Source organism: Streptomyces sp. KM273126 (genome assembly GCF_004337435.2).
In the GTDB taxonomy this organism is placed as follows: Bacteria; Actinomycetota; Actinomycetes; order Streptomycetales; family Streptomycetaceae; genus Streptomyces; species Streptomyces acidicola.
Window position 1 is genome coordinate 1,939,502 of the sequence record NZ_SJXB02000001.1, and the last position, 25,686, is coordinate 1,965,187.

Here is a 25,686-nt window from a genome sequence, read left to right on the forward strand (position 1 = left end):
TGCTCCGACCCGCCCCGCTCCGGCTGCCCTGCCCCGGCGCTCACCGTCGCCCCCTCGTCATTCCGAGCCGCATCGTCGCGACGATCTCCCGCTGCACCTCGCTCACCCCGCCCCCGAACGTGTTGATCTGCGCCGCCCTGTTCATCCGCTCCAGCTCGCCGTCCCTGAACGCCCCTGGCGAACCGGAGCGGATCAGCGCGTCCGCTCCGACGATTTCCTGACACATTCGGTACACCGCGACCGCCGATTCGGTTCCCACGACTTTCACGCCGCTCGCGTCGCCCGGCGCCAGTCGGCCGGCTCCCACGTCCCCCACCAAACGCCAGTTGAGCAGGCGCGTTGCCGCCAGGCGGGCATGCACCTCGGCCAGCCGGGAACGCACCCACGGCTCGTCAACCCGACGCTTCCCCGTCACCGGATCAGGTGTGAGCGCCGCCTCCAGCGCGGCCGTGCAGAAGTCCTCCGCCTGCATGCCGATCGCGGCGAGGGCGACCCGCTCGTGGTTGAGCTGGTTGGTGATGAGCCCCCAGCCGCCGTTCTCCTCGCCGACGAGGTTCGCTGCGGGTACGCGGATCCCGTCGTAGTACGTCGCCGTCGTCGTCAGCCCGCCCACGGTCTCGATGGGGGTCCAGGAGAACCCGGGTGTGTCCGTGGGGACGAGGAGGATGGAGATGCCTCGGTGCCTGGGCGCATCGGGGTCGGTCCGGCAGGCGAGCCAGATCCAGTCGGCGTTCTGGGCTCCCGAGGTGAAGATCTTCTGCCCGTCGATCAGCCAGCCCTCGTCGTCCCGGACGGCCCGGGTTCGCAGCGCCGCGAGGTCCGTGCCCGCCGACGGCTCGCTGTACCCGATCGCGAAGACGAGTCCCCCGCTGAGGATGCGGGGCAGGAAGAACGCCCGCTGTTCCTCGCTCCCGTACCTCATGAGAGTGGGCCCGACTGTGTTCAGCGTGACCATCGACACGGGCGCACCCGCACGGTGGGCCTCGTCGAAGAACACGAACTGTTCGTCCGCGCCGCGCCCCTGACCGCCGTACGCCTCGGGCCAGCCGAGCCCCAGCCAGCCGTCGGTGCCGATACGACGCAGGAGGGCACGCTGCCCCCGCTGATCGTCCTTGCCCGGCGGGCCCTGCGGCATCAGGTCCCGGAAGTACGTACGGAGTTCGGCGCGCAGCCGGCGCTGGCGCTCGGTGGGGGCGAGGTGCACGGCTCGGACCCTCCAGGACCTCGTACGAGCAAGAGTTTCTGACTGTCCGTCAGATACGAGGGACTGTCAAGGCCGTCGGATACGCGCGCATAGACCGCCGCCAGGCACGCGCGCGCATAGACCGCCGCCAGGCACGCGCGCGCGTAGGCCGTCGTCGGGGCACGCGCGCGTAGACCACGGAAAACAACCGCACGGGAAAACGGCTGCGCGGCGGTACCGAAGTACCGCCGCGCAGACACGTAGTCACCCCACGAAGCACACCCCAGACGGGACTTTCAGGGCCGATGGGAGAGCATCGGCCCCCCGGCTCACCACAGGGGGGTGAAGTTGACGGCGACGTTCTCGTTCGACTGGTCGATGGCCGTGAACGCGGAGCCGTTGACCTGAGCCGTGTTGCTCTGGTTCGAGGCGCCGGAGCCGACCGCCTGCTGCTGCGTGGTGGACGAGTTGCCGTAGTTGTCGCGCCCCACCCCGCTGTTGGCAGACGCCGCGGCCGCGTTCGATCCGAGATCCGCCAAGGCGCCGTTGTCTGCCGCCGCCACACCCGAGAAGAGGGCGGCCGCGAGGGGCAGGGCCGCGACGGCGGCGAGGACGCGTGCGGTACGGATGCTTGCCATGTGTTACCTCCAGAACCGGGTACGCGCCGGCTCCACTGCCGGACGTACGTGAAGTGCGGCTGATTCCAAGGCGGTTGGCCGACCGCCCCGGCGCTGTGCTCGACGTCGCGAATCCAGAGTTGCCCACCGAATCCCCGGCGAACCACCCCGGAAGCCCTGATTCGCACGTAAGCGTGATGACATGTCGATAAACCCCTTGAGGCCTCATAATCACCAGCTCAAGGCGATGGTCGGGCGGTGGTCGGCGCAGGCTGCGACAAATCCAGTGATCGCAAGGAACGAAACGTTCCAGCACGCCTCCGGCCACTCCACTTCGCTTCACCCGGACGGCCCACGCCCCCACCCACCCCCTCTTCCTTTTTTCGAACATGAGTACGAACATGGAGGTATGGCCACCCCAGACCGGCAGGCCACCACCCTGGCCCTGGCGCACGCCCTGTCCGCCGCCGAACGCGGACTGGCGGTGATCCCTCTGTCCCGGACGAAGCTCCCGGCCCTCCGTTCCCCCCATCGCGACGACCCGTCGCCGGCCCTCTGCCGCGGTGAGTGCGGCCGCTTCGGGCACGGCGTCCACGACGCCTCGACCGACCCGCACCGCATCCGCGAACTCTTCGCCGCGGCCCCCTGGGCGACCGGCTACGGCATCGCCTGCGGACTGCACCCGCACCATCTGATCGGCGTGGACCTCGACACGAAATCCGGCACGGACTCGTCCGCGGCCCTGCGTGAACTGGCCCTCCGGCACCTCTTCACGATCCCCAAGACGGTCGTCGTCCTGACCCCCAGCGGCGGCCGCCACCTGTGGCTGGCCGGGCCACCGGACGTGGTCGTCCCCAACTCCGCGAGCCGTCTGGCCCCCGGAATCGACATCAGGGGCGCCGGCGGCTACCTGGTCGGCCCCGGCTCACGCACCGACCACGGCGTCTACGGCACGGCCCCGGGAACCGCCCACCTGGCCCCCGCCCCTGCCCACCACCCCTCCTGCGCCTGCTGCTTCCCCCACCGCGCGCCCACCACCCGACCGCCCTCGCATCCACCGCCCAGCGCGGCCAGGGCCTGGTCCAGTTCGTCCTCGCCGCACATGAGGGCCAGCGCAACACCCGCCTCTTCTGGGCCGCCTGCCGCGCCTACGAGAACGGCATCGGGCCGGACCTCGCCGACGCCCTGGTCGACGCGGCGGTACGCACGGGGCTCACGGCACGCGAGGCCCGCTCAACGATCGCCTCGGCGGCACGGATGACGAGGCAGCGGCCTTGATTCCATGGTCAACGTTGAGGCAGGGCCCATGCCGAAGGGGTGCCGCTCCGGAGAGTGACACCCCTTCTGACCTGCAACGTCTACGACCTGCGCGGAGGCGGTGGGATTTGAACCCACGGTGACATCGCTGCCACGACGGTTTTCAAGACCTTTCGGCGGCCGGGCGGGATCTCCGCTCCCATGCAGGTCAGGCCAGCGAAACCGCGCCGCCGCAGTCGCGGCCATGCTTGTCGTGCCCTCTACGTGCCCCAGGCGCACGAACGTGCCCGCTCAATCACCAGTCATAACGGGAACGATCACTGCGGCGACAGCCGACAGCAGGCCTCCTACTGCGAGAGCACCATTGAACTTCTCTTTGGCCGTTGGAAACACGGAGCGGCTCACGTTCCCGACCTTGCTACGCAGGACGATCATCTTGATCTTCTGCCATCTGTGCTGACGCTTCGAGCACCCCATCAACACGCCATAAGCGTTGTTGCGGCAGTAGGTCTGCCCGTCTCGGTTAACCGCTCCACACCAGACCGGCACCTGGAAGGCGGCATAAGCCGAGACGCCGACTGACAGAGCGACGATCACCGACAACGCCCATTGCTGGCTCCAAGCAACGACCAAGGCAGCAGCCACCATGTATCCCCAGTACAGACGTACTACTTTCCCCATAGACGCGCAGAGTAGTGGCGCATATGCGCAACGCATAGATGTGAATTGGTCACGCGCCCATGCGTGCCCGGCCATGAACGATCAGGAGCAGAGCGGCATCACACGGCGCTCGGTGCCGCACAGCGCGACGCCCCTGACCGTGTTTCTGGCCAGGGGCGTCACAAGTGCAGGCGTCTCAGAGCGGCCTATGCGCTTCGGTAGAACCGATCCCTTCTTGCCCTCCTAGCCATGCATCGGCCGCTTCCGCCACCTGGTCATCACGACCGGCGACCGGCCGGGCGTAATGCCGGGTCGTCACGCTCGCGTTCGAGTGGCCGAGCCGGTGAGCGGCGGTCATCACGCCGTACCGGTCGGCGACCCACGTCCCGTGTGAGGCACGCAGGTCATGCGGGGTGACGTCGGTCAGCCCGGCCGCCGACACGGCGGGGTCGAAGTAGGCCTTGCGCCACTGGTTGTAGCGCAGAGGCCTTCCGCCGGGGGTGGTGAACAGGAGCGCGTCATCCCCGCCGGGCAGGGTCTCCAGGTGCCGGCCGAGACGCTTCGAGAGGGCGGGGCCGACCCGAAGAAGCCGCTTCTGGTGGGACTTCGGCGTGTCGAAGACCAAGGCTCCGTTGGCTTCGGCCAGGTTCTCGTCGACCAGGACGAAGCCGCCGGATATGTCGATGTCGACGCGGCGGAGGGCGAATGCCTCGCCGACGCGCAGGCCCGCGTACGCAAGGAGCGCGATCAGCACGTCATGTGGCTTGGCCGCACTCCGCACGATCCGGGAGGCTTCAAGCGGGGTGAGGATGTGCGGCTCCGTCTGCGGCATCCGGGGCAGCTTCACGCCCCGGCACGGCGTCTGCGGGATCATGTCGTTGTCGACAGCCGCCCGCATGATCTGCGACAGGACCCGGTACGCCTGCCGGATACGCGAGGCGCTGAGTCCCTTGGTGTTCATGCTGGCCACCCACTCAGTGATCGTGATCGGCCGGAGGCTCGACAGCTCGCGGTCCCCGAGCGCCGGATTGATCAACGAGTTGATCAGGGACCGGTACGACGCTTGGGTCTTGTGTTTGAGCTGAGGGGAGACAGCAGCGAGCCAGCGGGCCGCCCAGTCGCGGACCGTGGTCTGCCCTTCAGCAGGGTCGAGCCAGCGCCCCTCTTCCATCTCGATGCGCTTTCGCATGAGCCATCGGTCAGCGTCCGTCGACGTGGCGAACGTTCGATCCGCAGGCCGCAGCACGCCGTCAGGCCCCGGATACCGCGCCTGGAAACGGCCCGAGGGCAGCTTGCGGACACGGCCGAAGGTCCGGCGGGACTTGCGCTTGCCAGCCATCAGGCAGCCCTCCTCAGGCCCGTTGGCCGCAGCACGACCGGTTCCACGGTGTTGGCGGCGATGAACTCCCGTACGGCGCTCTCAGGGATGCGGACGTGTCGGCCGACCTTCACGTACCGGATGCGCCGCTCCTCGATGAGACGCCGAGGAAAGCGGGTGGTCGTGCCCAGCAGCTCGGCGACCTGGTCGACGGACAGGTAGCGATCGTTCATGTGGTCGGCTCTCCTTCCGTTCCGGCGGAGGGTTCGAGGGATGCGGCCAGCCACTGTTCGCCGGTGCTGAGGCCAGTTCCGGCGAAGACCCAGTGGGCGAGGACGAGGGTGGTTTCGCCGTCCTGCGGGATGAGCGGGGCAGCTTGGGCGCGGCGCCACTCGGCGCGGGCGTCGCGGAGTGCGCCGAGGGTGGTGGAGTAGCGGCGGGACTTGGTGGAGAAGTGGCCGCGGAAGCCGAGCATGTGGGCCCAGGCTCGCAGCCGGAGGTCTGCCAGCTCGGGGCGTGCGCCGAGGGTCCAGGCGGTACGGATCATGCGGCGGGCATGGTCGGTGATCCGTACTTGGGCCAGCTCGGCAAGGAAGCGGATCGGTCGGTCGAGGGTGCCGGTCGCGGTCTCGGCGCCCTTGGTGGCGTACTTGGCGATGTACGCGGCTACGGCCCGTTCGGTGAGTTCCTGGCCGTTGTCGAAGTCGGCGGAGCGGATCGTGCGCACGTCGAGCTGACGGCCGAGGGTGAAGGTGTGGGCCCGGCCGACATCGGGGCCGTTGACGCGTGCAGAGGTGGCGGCGGCGCGGATGGCGTCGGTCAGCAGCTCGGCTGTTGCCCAGGCCGGGGGCGAGGTGTCACCGCCTTCCGGGCCGTCGAGGCGGATGACCGCGTGGAAGTGAACGGCGCCGCGCTTCTGGTACTCGGCGACCTTGGCGAAGGAGATGCGCGCGTGGTCACGGAAGACGCGTTGGGTGAGTCCGGCGCGCTTGGCAACCTCACGGCGCAGGTAGATGGAGAACCGCCGCCACAGGGCCCCGGCGTGGGCGTTCCAGAGCACGGCCGCTTCGTAGTCGTACGTGTCGGGATCAAGGGGTGTGCCGAGGTCGGGGTCCGTGTCGTCGTGGCGGATGCCGCAGCGGCAGACCCGGCCGCTCGAAGGACGGTTGTGGACCGGGCCGAAGCTCGGCGCGGTGAAGGTGGCGAAGACGCGCGGGTGCGTGCCGACCTGTTCGGGGGTGCCCTTGCCGCCGCGCAGTCCGGCGGTGATCAGGTGGTAGGTGTCGCGGCGGTAGGTCTCGGCGCAGGCCGCGCAACGGGTGGCGCGGCGGTTGTTGCAGCGGACGAGGAGGTTTCCGGCGGGCAGTGCGGTCGAGTCCAGGTGCTTGAGGACGCGGCCGATCTCGCCGGTTGTCTGGTTGACCTCGTACTCGGTGCGGTGGCCGTCGAGGCGGATGGGGTGCGTGCAGCCGCCCAGGCCGGAGAGTTGGCGGGCCAGCTCGGGCATGGTTCCGAGGGAGGCCAGCATGGAGAGTTCCGCCAGCGGGGGCGGAGTCTGCCGGGTGATGATGGGTCTTCCTTTCGGCTGTTTCAGCGGTTAAGAGGGACGGCCCCGGGGCGGCGGGATGCTTGGCGGCTTGTTGCCGCCCCGGCGGCCGGTCAGCGCTTGTTGGCGCCGTTGACGAGGGAGCGCAGGACTACTGCGGCGATGGCCACGGAGATGGCCGAGATGGCGACCGCCACCAGGAGCGCGGTGAGGACGACGCCGACGACGACCACGGCGGCGACCGCGCCGACACCGGCCCCCACGTACGGGGCGACCGGGCGGCCGGCGGAGTGAGCGGGGGCCGGGGAGTGGTCCTGCGGGATGTGTGTGGTGATGCTCGGGACGTGCGGGGTGTCGGGCAGCTTGGGGCGGAGCATGGTGGGACTCCTCATCGGTCGGGTGGTCAGTCGTGGGTGCCGTTGACGACGTCGACCCCGGAGCGGGTGCCGGACTCGATGGCCGGGGCGAAGAAGGTGTGCGAGAGCCAGAAACCGAACAGGGCGATCACGACGGCGACCCAGAGGCGGATGCCGAGGAACTTGATCGCGGCCCAGGCGACGACGCCCAGGACGAAGACGAGGGGGAGCGAGACGGTCACGGAGTCCTCCTCAGCGGACGCGGCAGCGGTGGGTGCGGGCGGCCAGCTCGGCGGCGGCGCGGCTGTCGTAGTCGGTCGAGAAGCCGCAACGCGGAGCCGTGCAAGCGGCCGTGTGCGTCTCACGGCCCCGGCCGTCGTAGGAGGTGCCGACCTGGACGGGACCGATGCGGACGACGTTGCGGAAGCGGCGGTTGGCGGGCATCAGGGCGTCTCCTGTGTGGTCTGGGCGGTGAAGTCGGTGACGTGAGCGATGAGCCAGCGGCGGATCTCCTCGCCCTCGTCGAGGTCGGCGGTGAGGATCACCGGTTCGGCGATGAGCACGGCTTCGATGAAGCGGTTCTGTCGGGTCAGCTCGGCGGCGCGGTTGAGCGCGCGGAGCGTGGACGGGCGCACGGGGGAAGGTCCTCCGGGGTCAGGTGAGTTGGGTGGCGATGGCTTCGGCGAGCGGCATCGGGACGCCGAGCCGGGCGCGAAGCGTTGAGGTGTCGATGGCGGTTCCGGTCCGGGCGCGGTGCTCGTCGGCGACCTTGCGGGCGAGAGCGACGAGGGCGGGTGGGACGGGGGACGGCGCGGGCGGAGCCGACTCCGGTTCGGCGGCGGGCAACTCGGCCGCCTGCGAGGGCGGCTCGACTTCAGCGGCGATCGGTTCCGGCACGGTGATCGTCGAGGCTGGTTCGGTGGACTCCGCCGAGGTCTCGGTCGGCTCCGGCGATCCATGGGCGAGCAGCGTGCCGCCGAGGAAGGCGACTGCGGGCCAGCCTGCGACGAGGATGCGCAGCCAGGCCGGTACATCGTCCAGGTCGAGCAGTCCGGCGGTGGCGACGTTGGCGCCGAGAGACGCGGTCAGCGCGACGAGGAACCAGCACCACCCGGCGGCTTTCGCCTCACCGGAGCGCAGGCGCCGCCAGGCCGCCACCAACAGCAGGTCGACGGAGACCGGGTAGGCCCACGCCTTCCAGCCGTCCTGTCCGGCCGCAGCAGCAAGGTCGTGGAGATGGGCGAAGGAGAGCGCGGCGGCGATGGCTGCCTGGATCAGTACCGGGTCAGCCCGGACCACACGCGTACACGCATCGCTCACTGCTCCCGAGCCTGATCGGCAGCCGCGCGAGCGCCATGCGCGACATCGGCCGCCTCCTGGTCGCCGGGCATGGCGTCGGAGATGCGTTCCAGCAAGTCAGCCTTGCGGTCGGCCAGTTCGACGGAATTCCCGCCGATGGTGCAGAGAGCCTTGAGGTCTGCGAGGAAGGCCGCGATCTCGTCGACCGTGGGGCGATGGGGCATCGCGGTTCACGTCCTTTCGGTCGGTTTTCGGGCATGGCGGGGGTAGGGACTTGGCGCTGAGCGGCAGCGCGGACCGTGGAGCGGGGTCGGTTACTCGGTGACTGGGTTCGGTGCGCCCACCGGCCCGGACGCCTTCACCGGCATGGGCGGGACGTACGGCCGGAAGGGCGTGAGCGCTGGTACGTCCGGGGCGAGGTGTGCCGTCTCGCGGCAGGTGGCCGCAGCGTCGGCGAGGGACAGGTACGGGGTGCGGATGCGGGACCAGCCGCCGGAGGTGTCGCCGATGACAGCGAGGCCGGGCAGCTCGGGGGCGATGGCGCAGGCCGCGTAGACGGCCTCGGGGGCGATGTCGCCGAGTGCCATCTTGGCGGAGGCTTCGTCGTTCACGCGGTGGCAGACCCGGCCGGTGAGCTGGGCCCGGAGCATGGTCGCGCCCTTGCCCAGCTCGGCGCCGAAGCGCTGCCCGCAGACCTCCAGGTAGATACCGGCCGCACGGCCGAGCTGAGCGAGCCGGATGAGCTGGGTGACCATCTCGTCCCGCCGTTCCTCCTCCTTCTTCGTGGCGACGAGGAAGAGTTCGGCTACCTCATCGATGAACAGGACGATGGGCGCGGGTCGTTCGTCCTCCGGTAGGCCCCAGACGTCGGAGGTGATCAGCTCGTCCGGGGTGCCGGGTGCGATGCCCTGTCGGGCCTTGATCAGGTCGTATCGGTCCTCCATTTCCTTGACGAGCACGGGCAGCAGCTCGGCCGCCTGCTTCGGGTCGGTGGCCAGCGCGGAGAGCCGGGGCGCGAACGGCGCCAGCTCCACACCGCGCTTGCAGTCGATCCCTGCGAGGACCACCGGCTGAGCGGCCAGGCCGGTAAGCAGGTTCCGCAGGAACATGGACTTGCCCGACAGCGTGGCGCCGAGCACGAGTTCATGCGGCACGGCCCGGTAGTCCCGTACGAAGGCGGTCGCGTCCTCCCGCAGAGCCACCGGCACCTGAAGCGCACCGGCATCGACACGGCGGGGCATCCGCACCTTCCGCAAGACATCGAAGCCGACGAGCCGCAGTTCGACGACTCCGGGCTTCACTTCCCGGACGTACGCGGCGTGAACGCCCCAGGCGTGCCGCAGGCGTTCGGCCGAGGCCGAGACGTCAGCGGGTTCCTGCCCCGAAGCCAGCCGCAGCCGGAGCCGAAGGCCGGTCGTGGTGGGGCGGATCATGCCCCGCCGAGGAGGCACCGGCCGGACCTCACGGCGAGTGGTCGCTCTGACGGCCAGTGCCCGCCACCGGGACGGCTCGACGGTCAGGCCGCACGCGTCCATGGTCGAGGAGTACGAGGCCAGCAGCCGGACCACCGAGACCGGCAGCCCGACCGTGGACCAGTACGCCGCCGGGTGGGCGTGCCGGGCGTAGGCCGCGCCGCCTATCGCAGCGAGCGACCCGCCCAGCTCGGCCCACGTCACCAGGTCGGTCACGTCGATCAGCCCGCCTGAGCCATCGGGAAGGCGCCCGGCGCCACGGCGGTGGCCCGGTAGGCGATGCCGTGGCGCTGCTGGCCGTTGAACACGCTCTCCCACGGCCGGGCGATGAGCCCCGGCAGGGAGACCGGAGCACCGACCGTCAGACCATCGGTCACACCGCTCTCGGGGATGGTGACCTGGATGAGTGACGACTCGCCCTCGTCGATGAAGACGACGCCGACGGTCATCAGCGCCTCGCCGCTCACGGCGTCCTTGGCGATCTCACCGGTCTGCCGGTCGCGCACCTTCGGCGACGGAGCTTCGGTGAGGAGGATCGTGGCGGACGAGGCGTCAATGCGGATCACACGCACAGAGATTTCTCCTTCTGAGTCGATCAACCTGCCACCTGACAAGTTGACTTAGCAAGTTCGAAGCTAGAGATGCCAGGTTGACTTGTCAAGTGAAGTTGGGGGCGAACTCGCCTGAACCAGGCGTCAGTTCAAGCGATAGGTGTCTTCGAGTTCCTGTCGATCAGCAGGAAGCAGCACGTCAGAGACTTGCAGAGCCTGCCCGGAGGCATCGCACGCGATGACCAGAACACTGAGCACAGGCACACCATCCGGCAAGCCCAGAAGCTCGGCTTCACCAGACTCGGGCAGTCGAGCCGAGACCCGCTCCGTCACATGGTCGAAGCGGACCTTCTTCCGCGCTTCCACATGCTCACGCGCACCGCCACTCAAGGGCTCGGCACTCGCCAGCTCGGTGCCCTCCACCAGGCCGGCGGGGAAGTACGACGAGACCAGCTCGACCGCTTCACCGTCCTCCTCCACCAGGAAGCGGCGCATGAGAACCTTGGCCCGCTTCGGCAACCCGAGCACCGAGGCAACCCGCGCCGGAACAGGGACTTCACCGACTTCCACCAGGCGCCCAGAGGCCTGCGACTCGTCGCGCTCCAGCGCCTCTCGGCCGCGCCGGCCCTTCTGCTCGATGACCTCTGGACGACCGCGAACGATCGTGCCGTACCCCTGCCGGGACTCCAGCCAGCCGTCCCGCTTCAGCAGCTCCAGCGCCCGTACGACGGTCGGGCGGGACATCCCGAACGCCTGGACCAGCTGATTCTCACTGGGAACCCGCGTACCCGGCGGATAGGTACCGTCCTCAATGCGGCGCTGGATCGTCTGCGCGAGGCGCACGTACTTCGGTGCCGCCACTTCATACGCCATGAACGCCGCCTGTCGAGATTGGCCAAGTCAACTGGTCAACCAGACTAACGACAACACGGCCGTCAGAACAGAATCGGCCCGAAGCCCTCGTTGGACGGCCACGCATCAGCCACCACGAAGGAGACAACCGTCCCGCCCAAGAGACTGGGTCCGGAATGCCACGAGTCGGCGATGGAGTCGACCAGGAGCAGACCGCGCCCGTGGGCATCGCTGGCCTCTGGCTGCCGCATCCGCACGTTCGCAGGGAATCCCGGATTGTGCACCGAGACCCGAAGCGACGTGTCCTCGCGATACCACTCAACGCGTACCACCCAGGTGTCATCCGCTCGCCCGTAGAGAATGGCGTTGGTCACCAGCTCCGAGATCATCAACACGCAGTCGTCGATCGAGCAGGCCGGGTTGTACGGGGCGATGAACTTCCGGAACCACCGCCGAGCCCGAGGCACAGACTCCGCGACGGGGTGCAAGGTCATGGCCCCGAGTCGCGGTGAGCCCTCAGAGGGAAAGCGGTCGATCGTGTAGGCCATCCGCGCTCACTCCTTGCCGCTGCCGTCGCAGTCGAGGCAGCGCCGTTTCGATGTGGCACGGGTGCGGTCGTTGGCCGTGGAGAGCGCCAGAGCCGTACGGGAGCCGACGCGCTTCCAGCCACGCCCCCGGCAACCCCGGCAAGTTAAACGCGCGCCCTCATCCGGCCGCTGACTCGTCACTCCGCGCCCTTTCCGATCCAAGTGGCCTTAGCCACTTCCTGGATAGTGGCATTAGCCACTTCGACTGCGCAACCCGCCCGACGTAACTGACGGGCCGTCACAACACTGTCAGGTAAGCGGGTAGCCCTGTTCGAACGCCCAGCGATGCGGCGGGTACGTGGCTTCGGCGAACTCCAACGGCCGGTCCTGGAGATCGAAGACGACGTGGTGAACGATCAGGACAGCCGATCCGGGCTCCAGCTGGAGATCCGCCGCCTCCTCGTCCGTCGCACCCCGAGCACACATGCGGTCTTCGGCATAACTCCCTTGACGCCCCGTCATGTTCTCCACATACATGAGCGTCCCCTCCTGAATCCGGTCCGGCTCCAGGAGCTTCGGCGCACGCTGGCCGACATCCGGAGCGAACCACGAGGTAGACAGCGTGATCGGCCCATCCTGGTTGTTGGTCACCCTCCGCCGATGCACAGCCCGACGATCCTTGACCAGGCCCAACGCCTCAACCACATAATCCGGCGCCTCCAGCCAACCCGCCGAGGTAATCACCGCGTACTCACCGGGCGTGTAGATCTTCCCAGTCTGCCGAGCCCGCCCGTACAGCTCACGCGCCCGCCGGTTGACCTCCAGGCTCCGCACGTACGTGCCCGACCACTGACGCTTCTCGACAAGCCCCTGATGACTCAACGCCTCCAACGACCGCGCAGCCGTGGGCCGGGACACCTTCCAGTCCGCCGCCAACTGCCGCTCAGAGGGGACCTCGTCCCCCGGCCGCAGGTCCCCCCGAAGGATCTGATCACGGATGTAGTGCGCGATCTGGAGATACTTCGGCTGAGCCTCCTCGATCTGAGGCATCTGCCCTCCTCACCCAATGCGGGCCCCAGGCGAGCAGTCGGGAACCCCACTACCGACCTGAGACCTACTTCTCGACACAAGTGGCTATGGCCTCTAGCCACTATAGGGTGAGTGGTCAACCCCGGACCCCGTAGGCTGAACCGCATGAAGCGGTTGATCGTCGCAGCAGGAGGAGGGGGCGACGCAGTCGCCGCCGCAATGCTTCACGCCGCCCTCTACGGCGACGAGGACCAGGCGGTGATCCTCACGTACGCGTGGGACCGCCTCTTGATCGACCCGGTACCGGGCCCGCGGGGACCGTCCAACTTCACCGGCCTCGAACAGATCACCCCGGCCGTATGGGCAGTGCCGGCGGAAGCCCGCCCCATCTCACCAGCGGGCTCGACACTTCCCCGACTTGCGGCGGAGCTCCCCCACACCTTCGCACTGCTTGACCCGCACCACGGAGTCGAAGGCGTAACGCGCCAACTCGAAGAGTTGGTGGCCCACTTGTCGCCGAAGTCGATCGACCTGCTGGACGTGGGCGGGGACATCCTCGCCCGAGGCGACGAGCCCACACTGAAGAGCCCGCTTGCCGACGCCGTCACGCTCGCAGCTTGCTGCCGAGTGAACAATCCCATTCGCCTCCTGGTGGCAGGCCCCGGCTTGGACGGCGAACTCCCACTCGACGACTTGCGCGAGGTACTCGGCCCGGTCATCCACACCTTCACACCGAAGGACGTAGAGCCGATCAGCACGGTCCTGGAATGGCACCCCTCCGAGGCCACCGGGATGCTCGCGGCAACAGCCCAAGGCGCACGCGGCACCTGCGAGGTACGAGACGCAGGCCTACCCGTACCACTCACCGACGAAGGGCCGACAGTCCACGAGGTCGACCTAGACGAGGCGCTGAGCCGCAACCATCTGGCACGGGCGGTCCTGACAACCGAGACCCTGAGCCAGATCGAGGCACACAGCCGCGAGATCTGCGGCTACTCCGAGATCGACTACGAGCGCAACAAGGCGGCATGGCTCAAAGACCAGCCGACCACCGAGCTGGCCCCGCAAACGGTCCTGCCAGCGCTCGACAGCTTCGAGACTGAGGCCGCAGCACGCGGCATCACCCACACCACATTCCGACACCTCACCGAGGCCCTGAACCTCAACGGCACTCAGCGCGAAGACCTGCGCCAACTGCTCATCAGCAGCCGCACGGAGCAATACGACGCGCCCCTGTGGCGCATCACGACCACTCCTGAGTAACAACCTTCTTCACGGGTTCAAGGCGGCTCGCTCCGCTCCCCGCGCGCAGGCCCGGCCCCCGGCCGGGCCTGCGCTCCTGTCTCCGCCCCGCTCCAGCCCGGCCGGCGCCCGTGCCGCGCTCTAAGCGTTCAGCCGCGCGAAGTCAGAAAAGAGGTACGTCGTAGCTGGGGCGGTCAGCTCCGCGGCTTTAGCCACCTCCCCGGTCCGGGTCCCGCGTCGAGCAAGACCAGGGGGCCACTCGTGCACATTGCGGGCAGGTCCAAAGCCTGCCCGAGTTGCCAACTAGCGTACGGCCCCCTGCTCATGCTCGACCCCAGACCGGGCAGGCCACCGGCCAAAGCCGCTCCGCCGCCCTCAGAGGGGAACGCAGACAGGCAGTTATGTTCCCAGGAGGCCTAGCTTTCCCATCCAGCGCAATAGCAACTCAATCTGGGTCGGGCTAAGATCCAACGCGGGATGCTCAAATAGCAGGTCCTTCAGCTCAGATACTTGAGACCCGCCACGAAGCAACTTACGCGCCTCAAAAGCCCCTTCGACCCTCTCCATAAATAGCCTCGACAGAAGTTCAGCGTCTCGGCTATTTAGGAACTTTTTTCCAGCATCTGTGAGAGATATCCGCTGCCCTTGCACAACAGCGAAACCAAGGGAAACGAGATTCATCAGACGACGACGGGCTTCAGGAGCCAGCGTTACACTAGGGAAGGTTCGCATGAACTCCCCAATGCAGTCTTCCATCTGTGGTCGCTCGTCGGCGATTTGCACCATAGTCCAGATGGTCTCTACATAGTCCCCGTTCCGGCCCCCCGGGACTTGCGCGAGGCGGTATCGTGTATCTGCATCGCTTGAGCGCCTCTCGGCCGCATCAGACTCGGTCGATTCAAAGAACTGCAAGGCAGCAACAGAGTTTCGATCGACTTGCTTCTCGAGCCTAAACACTGCGCTTACGTGCTGCATCAAGACACTCGGTTCGACCATGAAGAATCGGCCGCCTATCAGATCTCGAAACTCGTCGACGAGCTCTGCACGAGGAAGTCGCATAGCCTTCGGAGACCATCTGCGCCACCAGTCATCCTTTAGGTCACGAGTAACGAAAATAACGTCCACCCTCCGCTCGTGAGCTTCGTCTAGCAGTTGCCGCCAGACCAGGTAATCACCGGCCGCTTCCTCGTCCCCTTTCTTTCCGCCCTCAAAGTCCAAGTATCCAGGGGGAATCTGACCGTCCGCCCTCTCTTTGGCTTTAGCCAGTTCCTCAGCATATCGCTCAGGGTCGTAGGGGATACCCACACGCCCCGCAAGTAGGGTCTCCAACTCGGCGATAACAGGATCCGCGTTCGTGTCGCGAATCCCGGGGACTCTATCCTTATCGGCCTGCCTATCGAGAAGATCCTCGATTTCCTCGAATACGCTACGCACGCGATCGAGCTTTTCATACATAGGGGCGGAAATATCGACATTATCGCCAATATGGACGTTTCTAACCCACTCGTCTAGAGCCCTGTTCGCCTTATCCATGGCGGACCTCAACGCGTCTTTAACGACACCCGCTTTCCTGTCGTGATATGAGATCAGCTCCTCACCTTGCCGGTTACGCCAAAACTCCACGGCAACTTGGTGAGGAATCCAAATCCGTTCCGATACGCTTTTGAGTACGGTCAACATATCCGTGCGGACTTGACCATTCATCCGATAAAGATCAAGCAGCACGTTCGTGTCTAGGGCGACCATTCCTCGGCGCAGCACAGACCTGTAATCGGCATCAGCAGGCGTACGTTGCGCTTCGAACCCGTCGAACAGCCCTCGATTCTCTGACACGACCCTCCCTACGTAGGACTGTTGGCATGGTCTCAAACGTCTGCGGCCACGGCACTAGCTTCTCGGACGCCGATCGCGTCAGCTGGGCTCTTTCCTGGACGGCCTGGTGGGGGTGGGGAGGACTCTCTACTGGTCGGCCCCTGGCAATGTCAGCGACCGAGGGCCAAGGGTGACTTACTTGGGCAGGTGCCTCCCTACAAATTTCTACATTTTCATGTCGATTCTAAATACGAATCGACATGAGAAAGAGTGATGGACAGCCAGGAAGGGAACTGACTCTCCTCCCAAGCATAAGAGTGGACATCGTCCGACTTCGCCCGATTGTGGATATCGCAGAGCCAAAGACCATTCTCCACAACACTGCGTCCACCTAAGCTGTAGGGCCAGAAGTGATCAATTTGGTGGGCAGTACGTACCTGCGGGCACTCGTACCCCCATATCAAACGAGAGGCGCAATGCGTCCTTCTTGGGCGAGTGATATTGAACGACCGAGGCCCAATGCACTTGATCCAAGATTCGCGAGAGATCGGGGCAACTCTGGGATGAAGAAGCGCAAGCGCCGCAGGGAGGGAACGACGAGCATGAGCGTCGGCATATCGCAGCTTCCAAACGTCGCCAGAGATCCCCTCGAGGTCGCTCACGGACTGGAGGTAATCGAAAGCGTGACTGAAGCGCAGTCGCATTACATCTAGACCGATCACCAGTTAATCTGCAACTCTGACTGACTAGACAGGTCGCCATAATGCTTCATGACGACTACAATTTCCAGAGGCTTCGAGTACTTGTCGCTGAGAATTAGCCCCTTCCCCTCCATTTCTTTATAACGCAAGGGGCGCCCCACTGTCTTTGCGTCAAGAATCTCAAAGTCGCCGACGTTTGACGTTTGTTCCGTTACCTTTACGTGCGTTGTTGTCCCAGCGTTATGGCTCCCCGTTGCGCCGCGGAGCATCTTGTACTGTTCTTTCCCTTGTTTGGCAGGACGCCCCGCCGGAGTTACTTTGCTGAACGCGAGGACTACTGCGGCGCCATTCCCCTTCAGGTGATCGGCGAGATTGCCACTTGCTTCTGGGAGTGTGGCTTGGACCAAGGCGTCCTCAAGGACGTTGCGCGCGATCTTCTTGCTGATGGTGTTAGCCGGCCCACTAAGGGTTCGAACCCATGAGAAATCCCAGTTGGTATTTTGAAACTTAAGTGCCTGCAACAAGGAACGGTAGTCCGCCGTCGGTCCGTAGAACAGGGCCCGAGCAAGAACACCTACTATAAAAGCTTCCTGCATGATTGTCTGCTGACTTGGCGGCTTCCCGAAGAACACTGAAGAGGCATGGTTACCTACGGTTTGGTGGAGAGCAATGTAAGCATGGCTCAATTCCGCTGCCAACTCGGACGGATTGAGGTGGCTGTGGTGTTGGACTGGGAGATTATAGTAGTGCCGACTAATCAAATCACCGAGTGCATTGCACTTGAACGAAAATCCACCATAGGTAGGGTTAGCTGGACGATGCTCGTTGAACTGCACGTTATTGAAGAATGGGTTAGAGACTCCTCGAAAAGTGGGCGTTCGGCAGAGCTCAACGACAGCCTTAAAGGCCTGCTTTGCGGCACCACTAGGATTTCTTACCGCAGAGTACTTTCCCAGGTCAAAGGCGTAGGTTAGCCACTCATTGTGCAGTTCGTCCAGCTTTGTGGCTGCTGTTGTTACCTGGGCAAACAGGTTTGCCAGCAGTGGGCTGCTATAGGAGTTGCTACCATCGTCCAGCAAAAGCACAACAGGTACCGGATCACCAGATTGTGCCGACTTACTCAATCCAGCAATACGGTGCTGACCATCAAGAATCCACAGCGGCTTCTGCGCAGGATCATCTACGTCCTCCGGGACGTCGACAATGAAGGTACCTGTATCGTAGGAAGTGGAGTCGATCCGCTTGGGCGCGATAGTAATCCCGGAAGTAAAAGCATTCTTGGCGAGTAGCACAGGATTAGGCATGAGGCCGCCAGAATTGTTGAACACCTGCGCGATTTGATCGACCCGATCATAGTTGATAGGACGCTGCCAGTCTCGCACGGGCTCCGCAGTGATATTTGCAGCGATCTGTTGATGGTCGGTCTGCTTGGTGAAGGCGGGAGCGACTGCGATATTTGTGATTTCGGCAGCGGATGCAAATCCTATGTAGATCGGGAATACCTTGCTTCCGCTGGAAATGTGAGAACGTAGGCACTCGATCTGCATTCGCTGCTCCCCGCTGCGCTTTAACGACGCGAAGCGTCGATGCTAGCACCGGCTGGCCTGCGGGACCTAGCGCCACGCTGCGAATCAGCAGCGTCCGGGCCTCTGTTGACTCGCCAACGGCAGCCACAGTCCCCGCGGCGGAGCATGTCTCAGTTATGCGGTGCGGCCAGCGAGGCTCGCTCAAGTCGACGGCACGGTCAGCATGGCTGAGGCCGGTGGGGTGCAGCGAGGCACACGCGTGCGTAGTCGGCCGACTGGACCACCGTCGTGGCTGGTTGTCGTTGACTGAGCCGCAAACACTCCCAGTGCCAGTCTCCGCCCAGGACATTCAAGAGCGAAGGGGACGTGCCATTCACGTGCCAGATCGTGCGGAGAACCACGGGGAACATGGGGGACTAACTGCTGGTGCGGCCAGTCATCCAACACCACTCAACCGCACGTCAGCGCAACAACTGCTCCCAGAGAACCCGAGCTTCCCAAGCTGAGGGCTCAGGCACCGTCATCATGTGCCGACCGTCGTGGCTTTCTCTGGACGACGGCACTGGCAGCGTGGTGCAGGCCAGTGGGGGCGCAGCGAGACACACGCGCGCCTGGTCGATCAGCGCATCCGCAGTCCGGACCGCCGGCCGCGTGCCACGGGTTGAGGGCTCGATGGGGTGGAGAACGTATGCCTCCGGCGGGGGCGCTCAGGCTCCGGGATGAGCAGGGCCAGTTCTGCGGCCGCGGGCCGGTTCGTAGTCTGGGTGGGGAGCTGTCATCCCGTCTGCCGTCAACCCAGGCAAGCCATAGCGGACCAGGCTTCTGGGGCCCAGGTAGAGCGCGCCCTGTTGGACGAACGACCTGGGCCCCAGAAGCCTGGTCCGCTATCCCTCCGCGTGGGTCGACGGCAGACGACAACAGGGGCCGGCCGTGACTGGGAGCAAGCTCCAAGATCACTCGCCCTCAAGCTGCTCGACTGATCGCGTGCTTATTGCTCCCGCATGTCCGCCCCACGCCCCTCCACGTCTCGCCCCTCATCTACTGGCGACGCATCTGCCCTATAAGCCCTCTTCACGCGCTGCCATGCCGCAAACACGTCCAGTAGCTGGTCAAGCAATCCCCGTACAACAAACAACAGGATGGTCACCACGCTGGAAGCTGCCAGCAAAGAGAGAATGATTTGAGAATCCACCCGGTCGACACCTTCTAATCAGCGGTCGAACTCGGGTGAATCCACTCAGTCCGACCGCAACATGAACGGTCAAAACTGAGATCCACGCCGACAGTAAAGCTCAGGGTCGTGCAAAGGGGATTTGTCAGGCGGCGTGCCCAATGGGCGCCACAGGCGGACGGCGGAGGCAGGAGTCCGGGTCGTGGTTCACGGATCACCCAGTTCCAATGCGACATGTCGGCTCGCACTGGAATGGCCTGCTGCTCGTACGCTATCAGCGAGAGTCGCCCACAGAGCGGATCAACGAATAGAGCTGACACCCATATGGGGTTTGTGATAGGGGCCCACCCGACGATCTTCTTACACGGGGCCGCCTGCCGTGGCGGCGTACAGCAGCGAAGTACCGCAACCGCCGTGGCCGCCCCTGACTAGCAGCGTCTCTCCGGGGCGGTTACGCGGCCGGGATGACCGTCACTGACCGATCTCTCTAGAGCTACGAATCAGAAGCTTCCCGTGCCCCACCCGTGCCCGATAGAGCGGGAACCCACGGGGAACACCGGACAGCCACGGCAGCCGGACAAGAGAATGACCCCCGACCAAACACCCAGGTCAGGGGCCGTTCTCACTGCTCATCGCGCGGAGGCGGTGGGATTTGAACCCACGGTGACATCGCTGCCACGACGGTTTTCAAGACCGTTCCCTTCGGCCGCTCGGGCACGCCTCCCCGCGCGCCCCACGATCGTCGGGCGCGCGGGGACAAGACTAACTGTTAGCTGTCGCCCTCGCGCTGGCCCAGGGTGACCTCGGCCGTGCGGGTCTTGCCGTCACGTTGGTAGGTGAGGGTCACCTTGTCGCCCGGCCGGTGCGTCCAGATCTCGCCGATGAGGGTGGGGCCGCTGTCGATCGGGGAGTCGTCGAGCTTGGTGATCACGTCACCGGGCTTGAGGCCGGCCTTGGCCGCGGGGCCGCCCGGGGTGACCGAGTTGGCACCGCCCTCGCCCCGGTTGCTGATCGTCGCTCCGCCCGCGCCGTCCTCCAGGGAGACCGATGCGCCGATCACCGGGTAGACCGGCTTGCCCGTCCTGATCAGCTGCTGGGCGACGCTCTCCGCCTGGTTGATCGGGATCGCGAAGCCCAGGCCGATCGACCCGGACTGGCCGGTGCCGCCGAGGCCGCCGTTGCTGGAGGACTGGATCGCCGAGTTGATGCCGATGACGTTGCCCTGCGCGTCCAGGAGCGGACCGCCGGAGTTGCCGGGGTTGATCGACGCGTCCGTCTGCAGGGCGCTCATGTACGACGCCTTGGTGCTGGAGCTGCCGTCGCTGGAGGCGACAGGGCGGTTCTTGGCGCTGATGATGCCCGTGGTCACCGTGTTGGAAAGGCCGAAGGGCGCGCCGATGGCGATGGTCGAGTCGCCTACGGCCACCCTGTCGGAGTCGCCGAGGGTCAGGGGCTTCAGGTCCGAGGGAGCGTTCCTGAGTTTGATGACCGCGACGTCGTAGCCCTGGGCGTGCCCGACGACCTCGGCGTCGTACTTCTTACCGGAGGGGAAGGTCGCCGTGAGCTTGCCGCCGTCGACGGCGCCCGCCACCACGTGGTTGTTGGTGACGATGTGGCCCTGCTTGTCGAAGACAAAGCCGGTGCCGGTACCGCCCTCACCGTTGCTGCTCTCGGCCTCGATGGTGACCGTGCTGGGCAGCGCCTTGGCGGCGACCGCTGCGACGGTGCCCGCGTCACGTTTGAGGTCGCCGCCGCTCTGCGAGGCGGAGACCGTCGTCGAACCCGTGGAGTTCTCGTTGCGGTCGGCCAGCGTGTAGCCGATGCCGCCGCCCACACCGCCCGCCACGAGGGCGGCGACGAGGACCGCGGCGAGCAGTCCGCCGCGCCTGCCAGCGGGCTTCGGCGCGGGCTGCTGGTACGAGGCGCCCCAGCCGGTGCCCGAGCCGCCGCCGTCCGCGTACGACGGCATGGCCGGAGGCGGAGGCGGAGGCCAGCCGGCGGCCGCGGGCGAGGTCGCCCCGCCGGTGGGCGCTCCGGGGATTCCCTGAGGCTGCGCGTGGCCGTCGGCGCCCTGACCGTCGGCGGACGCGTACGGCGGCGCCCCCGTGGGCGCCGCCGGAATCGGAGTCGTCGGCGCGTCCTGTGCGGCGGCATCACCGGCAGGGGCGCTCGACTCGGGCGCCTTGGCCGGTGCGGAAGCAGCGGGAGATTCCACCGGCACGGGAGGTGCGGACGGGGCGGGGGGTACCGCGGTGCCCTCGTTCTCGGTGCTCACAGCTCTTCTCCTCGATCCACGGCTATTGTTCCTTGGTCGCACTCGGTCACACTCGGTCAGACGCGTTCACGCTTCGACAGTCCGGCGATCCGGCGGTCCGGCGCGATGAAGCTGCGCATCTGTGCATCCGTACATCTGTGCATGTGCTTGTCATGTGATTGTGTCTGCCGTCAGCTTTTCCCATGGACCGTCAGAGCACCATAAGCGGCGGCTGTGGGTCCGCGGCCATCCTTTATATCGGACCTGTCATACCTATCGGACTAAACAGACAGATTTGTGACGCGACCACCCTCACGCATACCCCTTCACGGTGGCACCATGACGCCGTGACCCACGCACGACAGCACCCGATTCAGGTCGTCGCCCACCGCGGCGCCTCCGAAGAGGCCCCCGAGCACACCCTGGCCGCGTACAAGAAGGCGATCGAGGACGGTGCGGACGCCCTCGAATGCGATGTACGGCTGACTGCGGACGGCCATCTCGTCTGCGTGCACGACCGCCGCGTCAACCGTACGTCCAACGGCCGCGGCGCGGTCTCGGCCCTGGAGCTCGCCGACCTGGCCACCCTGGACTTCGGCTCCTGGAAGAGCCGTGACGAGGAGCCCGACTGGGAGCACCGCCCCGAGGACCGGGAGGACACCTCCGTCCTCACCCTGGAGCGCCTTCTGGAGCTGGTCGCCGACGCGGGTCGCCAGATGGACCTGGCCATCGAGACCAAGCACCCGACGCGCTGGGCGGGTCAGGTGGAGGAGCGGCTGCTGCTCCTGCTGAAGCGGTTCGGACTGGACGCCCCGGAGCCCGCCGCCGAGTCGTCGGTACGGATCATGAGCTTCTCCGCGCGTTCCCTGCACCGCGTCCGAGCCGCGTCCCCGACGCTGCCCACGGTCTACCTGATGCAGTTCGTCTCGCCCCGGCTGCGCGACGGACGGCTGCCGGCGGGCGTCCGGATCGCCGGGCCCTCGATCCGGATCGTGCGCAATCACCCGGCGTACATCGAGCGCCTGAAGCGGGCCGGTCACCAGGTGCACGTGTGGACCGTGAACGAGCCCGAGGACGTCGACCTCTGCGTCGGCCTGGGCGTCGACGCCATCATCACCAACCGCCCGCGCGCGGTGCTGCGGCAGTTGGATCACTGACGCCGCCGGAGCCGCGGCGCGCCACCATCCGCCCGGGGTGACCCCTGAGAAGAACCGATGCCTCCTGAGAAGAACCAGGGGCCACAGGAAGGCCACGAGAAGCCACATAACAGCACCGGATTCCAGCCACGCGATTACGGGGAGTGCACCGGCGCGTTCGGTCCGTATTTGATCGTTACGAGTGCGTCAGTGCACGCGGATTGGCCGGTTTCCAGTTCAGCCCAATGGGGCATTCACACCGTGGCGTGGGGCAAAGGAGGTCTCGGGGGTGGCGTTGGTGGTGGCACAGGAGGTGCCCACGTCGTCGAGCATGGCCGTACCCCATGGCCCTGCGGGCGTGGGGGAAGCAAGACACAGGATGCGTGACCAGCTGCGCACCGGTGGTGTGGCGGAAGCGGTCATCGACGATGCCGTACTGATCCTTTCCGAACTACTCAGTAACGCGTGCAAGCACGGCAGACCACTGGGCGACGAAGCCCTCGCCGGGGACGGCGACGTGCGCGCGGCGTGGTGCGTCGACCCGTCGGGCCGGCTCACCGTCGAGGTGACGGACGGCGGTGGCCCGACCAGCCCCGTTCCGGCCACACCCTCGGTCACCGCCCATGGCGGCCGTGGCCTGAACATCATCACCGCGCTGGCCGACGACTGGGGCGTCCGGAACGACGCGCGCGGAGAGGTCACCGTATGGGTCGTCGTCCAGGAGAACGTGGACCGCGCCCGCCGACGCGACGACTTCGTCACCCGCGTCACGGCTCCGCCGGTCTCCGCGATACCCGGCCTGGAACTGGCGGACGCCTTCGAGGACATGGACTAGCACGGGGCGCACCGCCCGGGAACAGACGGCCCGGGTGCGTGATGTGCGTGGCCTGGCTCGGTTCGGGCACGGTGGTCTGCAACGCGGATACGCGGGGCCTTCGGCCGGGTGCGAGCGACGGGTGACTCGGCCACGAGGGATCTGCGATCCGGAACACGGCGCTTGCCCCCGACCGGCAGGCACCCCCGGCAGCCACCCCTTGCCTGGCAGCCACCACCTCGCCTGGAGCGGACCCGGATCGAACCGCTGGTTCCGGGACGACTCGGTGCGTTGTCCACAGGTTCCCGTCAGTCGCCGTACGAGCGGCTAGGCTCCCGACTGTACGAAACGAGCCGTAACCGGGAGACACCCACGATGGCCAAGAAGCGACCCCAGACGAAGGCCAAGCGCCCGCAGAACACGGGCGGAGCCGGCGCCGCAGGCGCTGACGGCCACGTTCCGGTTGTCGGCGCGCGCGAACCCTGCCCCTGTGGCAGCGGCCGCCGTTACAAGGCCTGCCACGGCCGGGCAGCCGCGCACGCGGTGACCGAGTTGGTGCAGCGCCCCTTCGAGGGGCTCCCGGGGGAGTGCGACTGGATCGCGCTGCGCGAGCTGGTGCCGGCAGCCACCGTCGAGCTGACTCTGAAGGAGGGCCTCCCGGAGGGCGTCCCGTCGGTCACGCTCGCCACCGTCCTGCCGATGGCATGGCCCGCCCTGCGTCGCGACGACGGCTCGGTGTTGCTCGGCCTGCAGAACGACACGGCGTCGGGCGACATCAGCCGCGACCTGGCCGACACCCTCCAGCGCGCGCTCGTCGCGGAGCCCGGCACTCCGGTCCAGGGTCGCCGCGCCCCGGCCGAGGGCCCGCGGCTGCAGGATCTGATCGATCCCGAAGGCGCGTTCGAGCCAGTTGTGCACACGGGCTTCGAATTCTGGGTTCCGGACGCGGAGAACGCGACTCCGGATGTGGCCGCGTCCCTGGAGCGGGCCAACGCCGCCGCCATCCCGACCGTGAAACTCCAGGGTGTGGACGCCGCGTACTGGTGCGAGACACCCGAGAAGAACCACCTGCGCTGGGTCATGCCTCACGCCGAGGAGCAGCTTCTGGACGCCCTCGCGCGACTGCACGCGGTCGGGCAGTCGGCACTCGGCGAGGGCACCCGTCTGGTGGGCTCCTTCCGTGCGCACGGTCTCACGGTGCCGGTCTGGGACCTGCCGAGCAGCATCGGCGCGGAGGACATCGAGAAGCCTGCCGCCGAGTTCGCCGAGCGCCTCGCCACCGCTCTGGCCTCGGACGCACCGCTCACCGCGGACGAGCGACGGGCACGCGGCGGGCTGACCAACCGACAGGTCACGCTCAGCTGAGACACGCTGTCGGCTGACCGACCGGTCAGCCGACCCGGCGTTCACGGAGCAGGTGACTCCTGTCACAACTCCCCTCTGTGACAAGGAAATCGGTGTCTGAATAGCCGAGATCGAATTTGCTAACAGCCGATCTCTTGTTACCGTTCCAGTAGCCCGGTTGCTGGTGCATCCCCCGTCGCCAGCAACCGGGTCTTTCCATGCCCGAGTTCGGACGCGGTCAGTTGTACGGAACCGGGTCGGGCGTCAACCGACGTTCGCCTGGGACGAGTTGCTCCCCGAGCGCAGCAGCAGTGGCCCTTGTCCGGCGCTCCCCGCGAACTCCGCGACGGCTGTGTACGCCCCCAGCTCGCCTCGCGTTCGCTCCCTCGGCGTCTCACACACTCCGGGCTCGTCCTGCGCACCCACGACGCAGCGCATCCGCACGGAACGCCCGTCGGGCGCCATGAGACTGAGGAAGGAACTCAGTTCCTCGCCCGTCGCGTTGTGGTAATAGGTGCGCGCCCAGGTTTCCTCGCCCCGGGTCAGCACACAGGTCTGCGCCTCGATGCCGCCGGGGGACGAGAGGTCGGGGCCGCAGCGGGTGGCGGTGGCGAGGTCGAAGCCCAGCGACAGGAGCGACCGCGAGTGGGCCGGCACCCCCTCGCCGCGCGCCGCGCCGGCATGGGACACACCGGTGCGCCCGTCGTCACCGTATGTTCGCTCGCCACCCCGCGTTCGCTCGTTGTCGTGCGCTGGTGCGTCACCGTGCGTTCGGCCGTCACGCGTTGCGTCCTGACGCGCTCCGTCGTCAGCCGACCCGTCGTGCCACGTCTCGCCCTCGCGCGCTCCGCCTTCGGCGGTTCGCGCCGCGTCGTCGGTGAGTCCGGACACCCGGGCGACCATCCGTCCCGCGTCGCCGACAGTCCCCGCGGACGCCACAGCCAGCGGCAGGGCGACGGCGGCCACCGCGACCCCGATCAGCGTCCCCAGGCGAACCCTTCGGGCCCCCGGCCCGCGAC

25 protein-coding genes, 1 tRNA gene and 1 pseudogene are annotated in these 25,686 nt (G+C 66.7%); 5 read left to right on the top strand and 22 right to left on the bottom strand.

Annotated elements, in window-relative coordinates:
• Window positions 1-40: 40 nt before the first annotated feature.
• Window positions 41-1,204, bottom strand: coding sequence for an acyl-CoA dehydrogenase family protein (locus E0500_RS08330; protein WP_131570319.1), 1,164 nt, complete (start codon window positions 1,202-1,204; stop codon window positions 41-43).
• Between the two features lie 308 nt (window positions 1,205-1,512).
• Window positions 1,513-1,821 carry a hypothetical protein gene (locus E0500_RS08335; RefSeq protein ID WP_131570321.1) on the bottom strand — a complete coding sequence of 103 codons (309 nt, stop codon included), beginning with the start codon at window positions 1,819-1,821 and terminating at the stop codon, window positions 1,513-1,515.
• A gap of 388 nt (window positions 1,822-2,209) precedes the next feature.
• On the opposite strand from E0500_RS08335, the pseudogene E0500_RS08340 reads away from it, so the two are divergent.
• A pseudogene (locus tag E0500_RS08340) lies at window positions 2,210-3,078 on the top strand (bifunctional DNA primase/polymerase).
• Between the two features lie 270 nt (window positions 3,079-3,348).
• On the opposite strand, the gene E0500_RS08345 reads toward E0500_RS08340, so the two are convergent.
• The 15 genes from E0500_RS08345 to E0500_RS08415 all read right to left on the bottom strand — a co-directional run bounded on the left by E0500_RS08345 (window position 3,349) and on the right by E0500_RS08415 (window position 12,688).
• The gene (locus E0500_RS08345; RefSeq protein WP_131572071.1) at window positions 3,349-3,738 is read right to left on the bottom strand and encodes a hypothetical protein; all 390 of its coding nucleotides are present in this window, start codon (window positions 3,736-3,738) and stop codon (window positions 3,349-3,351) included.
• Window positions 3,739-3,913: 175 nt separating this feature from the next.
• Complete coding sequence (locus tag E0500_RS08350) at window positions 3,914-5,056, bottom strand: site-specific integrase (protein ID WP_131572070.1); 1,143 nt, start codon at window positions 5,054-5,056, stop codon at window positions 3,914-3,916.
• Window positions 5,056-5,268 (bottom strand): excisionase family DNA-binding protein, encoded by a 213-nt coding sequence (locus E0500_RS08355; RefSeq protein ID WP_131572069.1) that lies wholly within the window; start codon window positions 5,266-5,268, stop codon window positions 5,056-5,058. The genes E0500_RS08350 and E0500_RS08355 overlap by 1 nt, the downstream gene beginning before the upstream one ends.
• Window positions 5,265-6,563 (bottom strand): replication initiator, encoded by a 1,299-nt coding sequence (locus E0500_RS08360; protein ID WP_131572068.1) that lies wholly within the window; start codon window positions 6,561-6,563, stop codon window positions 5,265-5,267. The genes E0500_RS08355 and E0500_RS08360 overlap by 4 nt, the downstream gene beginning before the upstream one ends.
• A 131-nt stretch (window positions 6,564-6,694) precedes the next feature.
• Window positions 6,695-6,958: a SpdD protein gene (locus tag E0500_RS08365; protein ID WP_165935263.1), complete on the bottom strand. Its 264-nt coding sequence runs from the start codon at window positions 6,956-6,958 to the stop codon at window positions 6,695-6,697.
• A gap of 26 nt (window positions 6,959-6,984) precedes the next feature.
• Window positions 6,985-7,179, bottom strand: a complete 195-nt coding sequence (locus E0500_RS08370) for a hypothetical protein (protein ID WP_131572067.1) — start codon at window positions 7,177-7,179, stop codon at window positions 6,985-6,987.
• A gap of 10 nt (window positions 7,180-7,189) precedes the next feature.
• A complete protein-coding gene (locus E0500_RS08375) occupies window positions 7,190-7,381 on the bottom strand; it encodes a mobile element transfer protein (RefSeq protein WP_131572066.1) in 192 nt (63 codons plus the stop codon).
• Window positions 7,381-7,572 carry a hypothetical protein gene (locus E0500_RS08380; RefSeq protein ID WP_131572065.1) on the bottom strand — a complete coding sequence of 64 codons (192 nt, stop codon included), beginning with the start codon at window positions 7,570-7,572 and terminating at the stop codon, window positions 7,381-7,383. Before E0500_RS08380 ends, E0500_RS08375 begins: the two co-directional genes overlap by 1 nt.
• A gap of 19 nt (window positions 7,573-7,591) precedes the next feature.
• Window positions 7,592-8,257 (bottom strand): DUF2637 domain-containing protein, encoded by a 666-nt coding sequence (locus tag E0500_RS08385; protein ID WP_309504996.1) that lies wholly within the window; start codon window positions 8,255-8,257, stop codon window positions 7,592-7,594.
• On the bottom strand, window positions 8,254-8,460 hold the full coding sequence (locus E0500_RS08390) for a hypothetical protein (protein ID WP_131558564.1): 207 nt from the start codon (window positions 8,458-8,460) through the stop codon (window positions 8,254-8,256). The genes E0500_RS08385 and E0500_RS08390 overlap by 4 nt, the downstream gene beginning before the upstream one ends.
• 90 nt (window positions 8,461-8,550) lie before the next feature.
• Complete coding sequence (locus E0500_RS08395; protein ID WP_131558562.1) at window positions 8,551-9,924, bottom strand: FtsK/SpoIIIE domain-containing protein; 1,374 nt, start codon at window positions 9,922-9,924, stop codon at window positions 8,551-8,553.
• A 5-nt stretch (window positions 9,925-9,929) separates the two neighbouring features.
• A complete protein-coding gene (locus E0500_RS08400) occupies window positions 9,930-10,280 on the bottom strand; it encodes a hypothetical protein (protein ID WP_131558560.1) in 351 nt (116 codons plus the stop codon).
• A gap of 123 nt (window positions 10,281-10,403) precedes the next feature.
• A complete protein-coding gene (locus E0500_RS08405; protein WP_131558558.1) occupies window positions 10,404-11,132 on the bottom strand; it encodes a GntR family transcriptional regulator in 729 nt (242 codons plus the stop codon).
• A 62-nt stretch (window positions 11,133-11,194) separates the two neighbouring features.
• Window positions 11,195-11,659, bottom strand: a complete 465-nt coding sequence (locus E0500_RS08410; RefSeq protein ID WP_131558556.1) for an ATP-binding protein — start codon at window positions 11,657-11,659, stop codon at window positions 11,195-11,197.
• Window positions 11,660-11,947: 288 nt separating this feature from the next.
• The gene (locus E0500_RS08415; protein ID WP_131558555.1) at window positions 11,948-12,688 is read right to left on the bottom strand and encodes a GntR family transcriptional regulator; all 741 of its coding nucleotides are present in this window, start codon (window positions 12,686-12,688) and stop codon (window positions 11,948-11,950) included.
• Between the two features lie 144 nt (window positions 12,689-12,832).
• Here E0500_RS08415 and E0500_RS08420 point away from each other — a divergent pair, with 144 nt between their 5' ends.
• Window positions 12,833-13,930 (top strand): DUF1152 domain-containing protein, encoded by a 1,098-nt coding sequence (locus tag E0500_RS08420; protein ID WP_131558553.1) that lies wholly within the window; start codon window positions 12,833-12,835, stop codon window positions 13,928-13,930.
• Window positions 13,931-14,308: 378 nt separating this feature from the next.
• Here E0500_RS08420 and E0500_RS08425 read toward each other — a convergent pair whose 3' ends face one another.
• The 4 genes from E0500_RS08425 to E0500_RS08440 form a co-directional block, all read right to left on the bottom strand.
• Window positions 14,309-15,742 carry a PIN domain-containing protein gene (locus E0500_RS08425; RefSeq protein ID WP_131558551.1) on the bottom strand — a complete coding sequence of 478 codons (1,434 nt, stop codon included), beginning with the start codon at window positions 15,740-15,742 and terminating at the stop codon, window positions 14,309-14,311.
• Window positions 15,743-16,439: 697 nt separating this feature from the next.
• Window positions 16,440-17,969, bottom strand: a complete 1,530-nt coding sequence (locus tag E0500_RS08430; RefSeq protein WP_131558549.1) for a hypothetical protein — start codon at window positions 17,967-17,969, stop codon at window positions 16,440-16,442.
• A 1,787-nt stretch (window positions 17,970-19,756) separates the two neighbouring features.
• A tRNA-Ser gene (locus E0500_RS08435) sits at window positions 19,757-19,843 on the bottom strand.
• 45 nt (window positions 19,844-19,888) lie between these two features.
• On the bottom strand, window positions 19,889-21,394 hold the full coding sequence (locus tag E0500_RS08440) for a S1C family serine protease (protein WP_131558545.1): 1,506 nt from the start codon (window positions 21,392-21,394) through the stop codon (window positions 19,889-19,891).
• Between the two features lie 326 nt (window positions 21,395-21,720).
• Here E0500_RS08440 and E0500_RS08445 point away from each other — a divergent pair, with 326 nt between their 5' ends.
• The 3 genes from E0500_RS08445 (at window position 21,721) to E0500_RS08455 (ending at window position 24,688) form a co-directional block, all read left to right on the top strand.
• Window positions 21,721-22,530, top strand: coding sequence for a glycerophosphodiester phosphodiesterase (locus E0500_RS08445; RefSeq protein WP_131558543.1), 810 nt, complete (start codon window positions 21,721-21,723; stop codon window positions 22,528-22,530).
• Window positions 22,531-22,711: 181 nt separating this feature from the next.
• Window positions 22,712-23,344: an ATP-binding protein gene (locus E0500_RS08450; RefSeq protein ID WP_131558541.1), complete on the top strand. Its 633-nt coding sequence runs from the start codon at window positions 22,712-22,714 to the stop codon at window positions 23,342-23,344.
• A gap of 354 nt (window positions 23,345-23,698) precedes the next feature.
• Complete coding sequence (locus E0500_RS08455) at window positions 23,699-24,688, top strand: DUF5926 family protein (protein ID WP_131558539.1); 990 nt, start codon at window positions 23,699-23,701, stop codon at window positions 24,686-24,688.
• A 243-nt stretch (window positions 24,689-24,931) separates the two neighbouring features.
• Here E0500_RS08455 and E0500_RS08460 read toward each other — a convergent pair whose 3' ends face one another.
• Entirely contained in the window at window positions 24,932-25,633 is a 702-nt protein-coding gene (locus E0500_RS08460) for a hypothetical protein (protein ID WP_309504997.1), read from the bottom strand.
• Window positions 25,634-25,686: the final 53 nt, after the last annotated feature.

Coding starts and splice junctions, on each gene's coding strand:
- E0500_RS08335 (WP_131570321.1), bottom strand. CDS start 1,821: ATGGCAAGCATCCGTACCGCACGCGTCCTCGCCGCCGTCGCGGCCCTG.
- E0500_RS08345 (WP_131572071.1), bottom strand. CDS start 3,738: ATGGGGAAAGTAGTACGTCTGTACTGGGGATACATGGTGGCTGCTGCC.
- E0500_RS08350 (WP_131572070.1), bottom strand. CDS start 5,056: ATGGCTGGCAAGCGCAAGTCCCGCCGGACCTTCGGCCGTGTCCGCAAG.
- E0500_RS08355 (WP_131572069.1), bottom strand. CDS start 5,268: ATGAACGATCGCTACCTGTCCGTCGACCAGGTCGCCGAGCTGCTGGGC.
- E0500_RS08360 (WP_131572068.1), bottom strand. CDS start 6,563: ATGCTGGCCTCCCTCGGAACCATGCCCGAGCTGGCCCGCCAACTCTCC.
- E0500_RS08365 (WP_165935263.1), bottom strand. CDS start 6,958: ATGCTCCGCCCCAAGCTGCCCGACACCCCGCACGTCCCGAGCATCACC.
- E0500_RS08375 (WP_131572066.1), bottom strand. CDS start 7,381: ATGCCCGCCAACCGCCGCTTCCGCAACGTCGTCCGCATCGGTCCCGTC.
- E0500_RS08390 (WP_131558564.1), bottom strand. CDS start 8,460: ATGCCCCATCGCCCCACGGTCGACGAGATCGCGGCCTTCCTCGCAGAC.
- E0500_RS08405 (WP_131558558.1), bottom strand. CDS start 11,132: ATGGCGTATGAAGTGGCGGCACCGAAGTACGTGCGCCTCGCGCAGACG.
- E0500_RS08410 (WP_131558556.1), bottom strand. CDS start 11,659: ATGGCCTACACGATCGACCGCTTTCCCTCTGAGGGCTCACCGCGACTC.
- E0500_RS08415 (WP_131558555.1), bottom strand. CDS start 12,688: ATGCCTCAGATCGAGGAGGCTCAGCCGAAGTATCTCCAGATCGCGCAC.
- E0500_RS08420 (WP_131558553.1), top strand. CDS start 12,833: ATGAAGCGGTTGATCGTCGCAGCAGGAGGAGGGGGCGACGCAGTCGCC.
- E0500_RS08430 (WP_131558549.1), bottom strand. CDS start 17,969: ATGCAGATCGAGTGCCTACGTTCTCACATTTCCAGCGGAAGCAAGGTA.
- E0500_RS08455 (WP_131558539.1), top strand. CDS start 23,699: ATGGCCAAGAAGCGACCCCAGACGAAGGCCAAGCGCCCGCAGAACACG.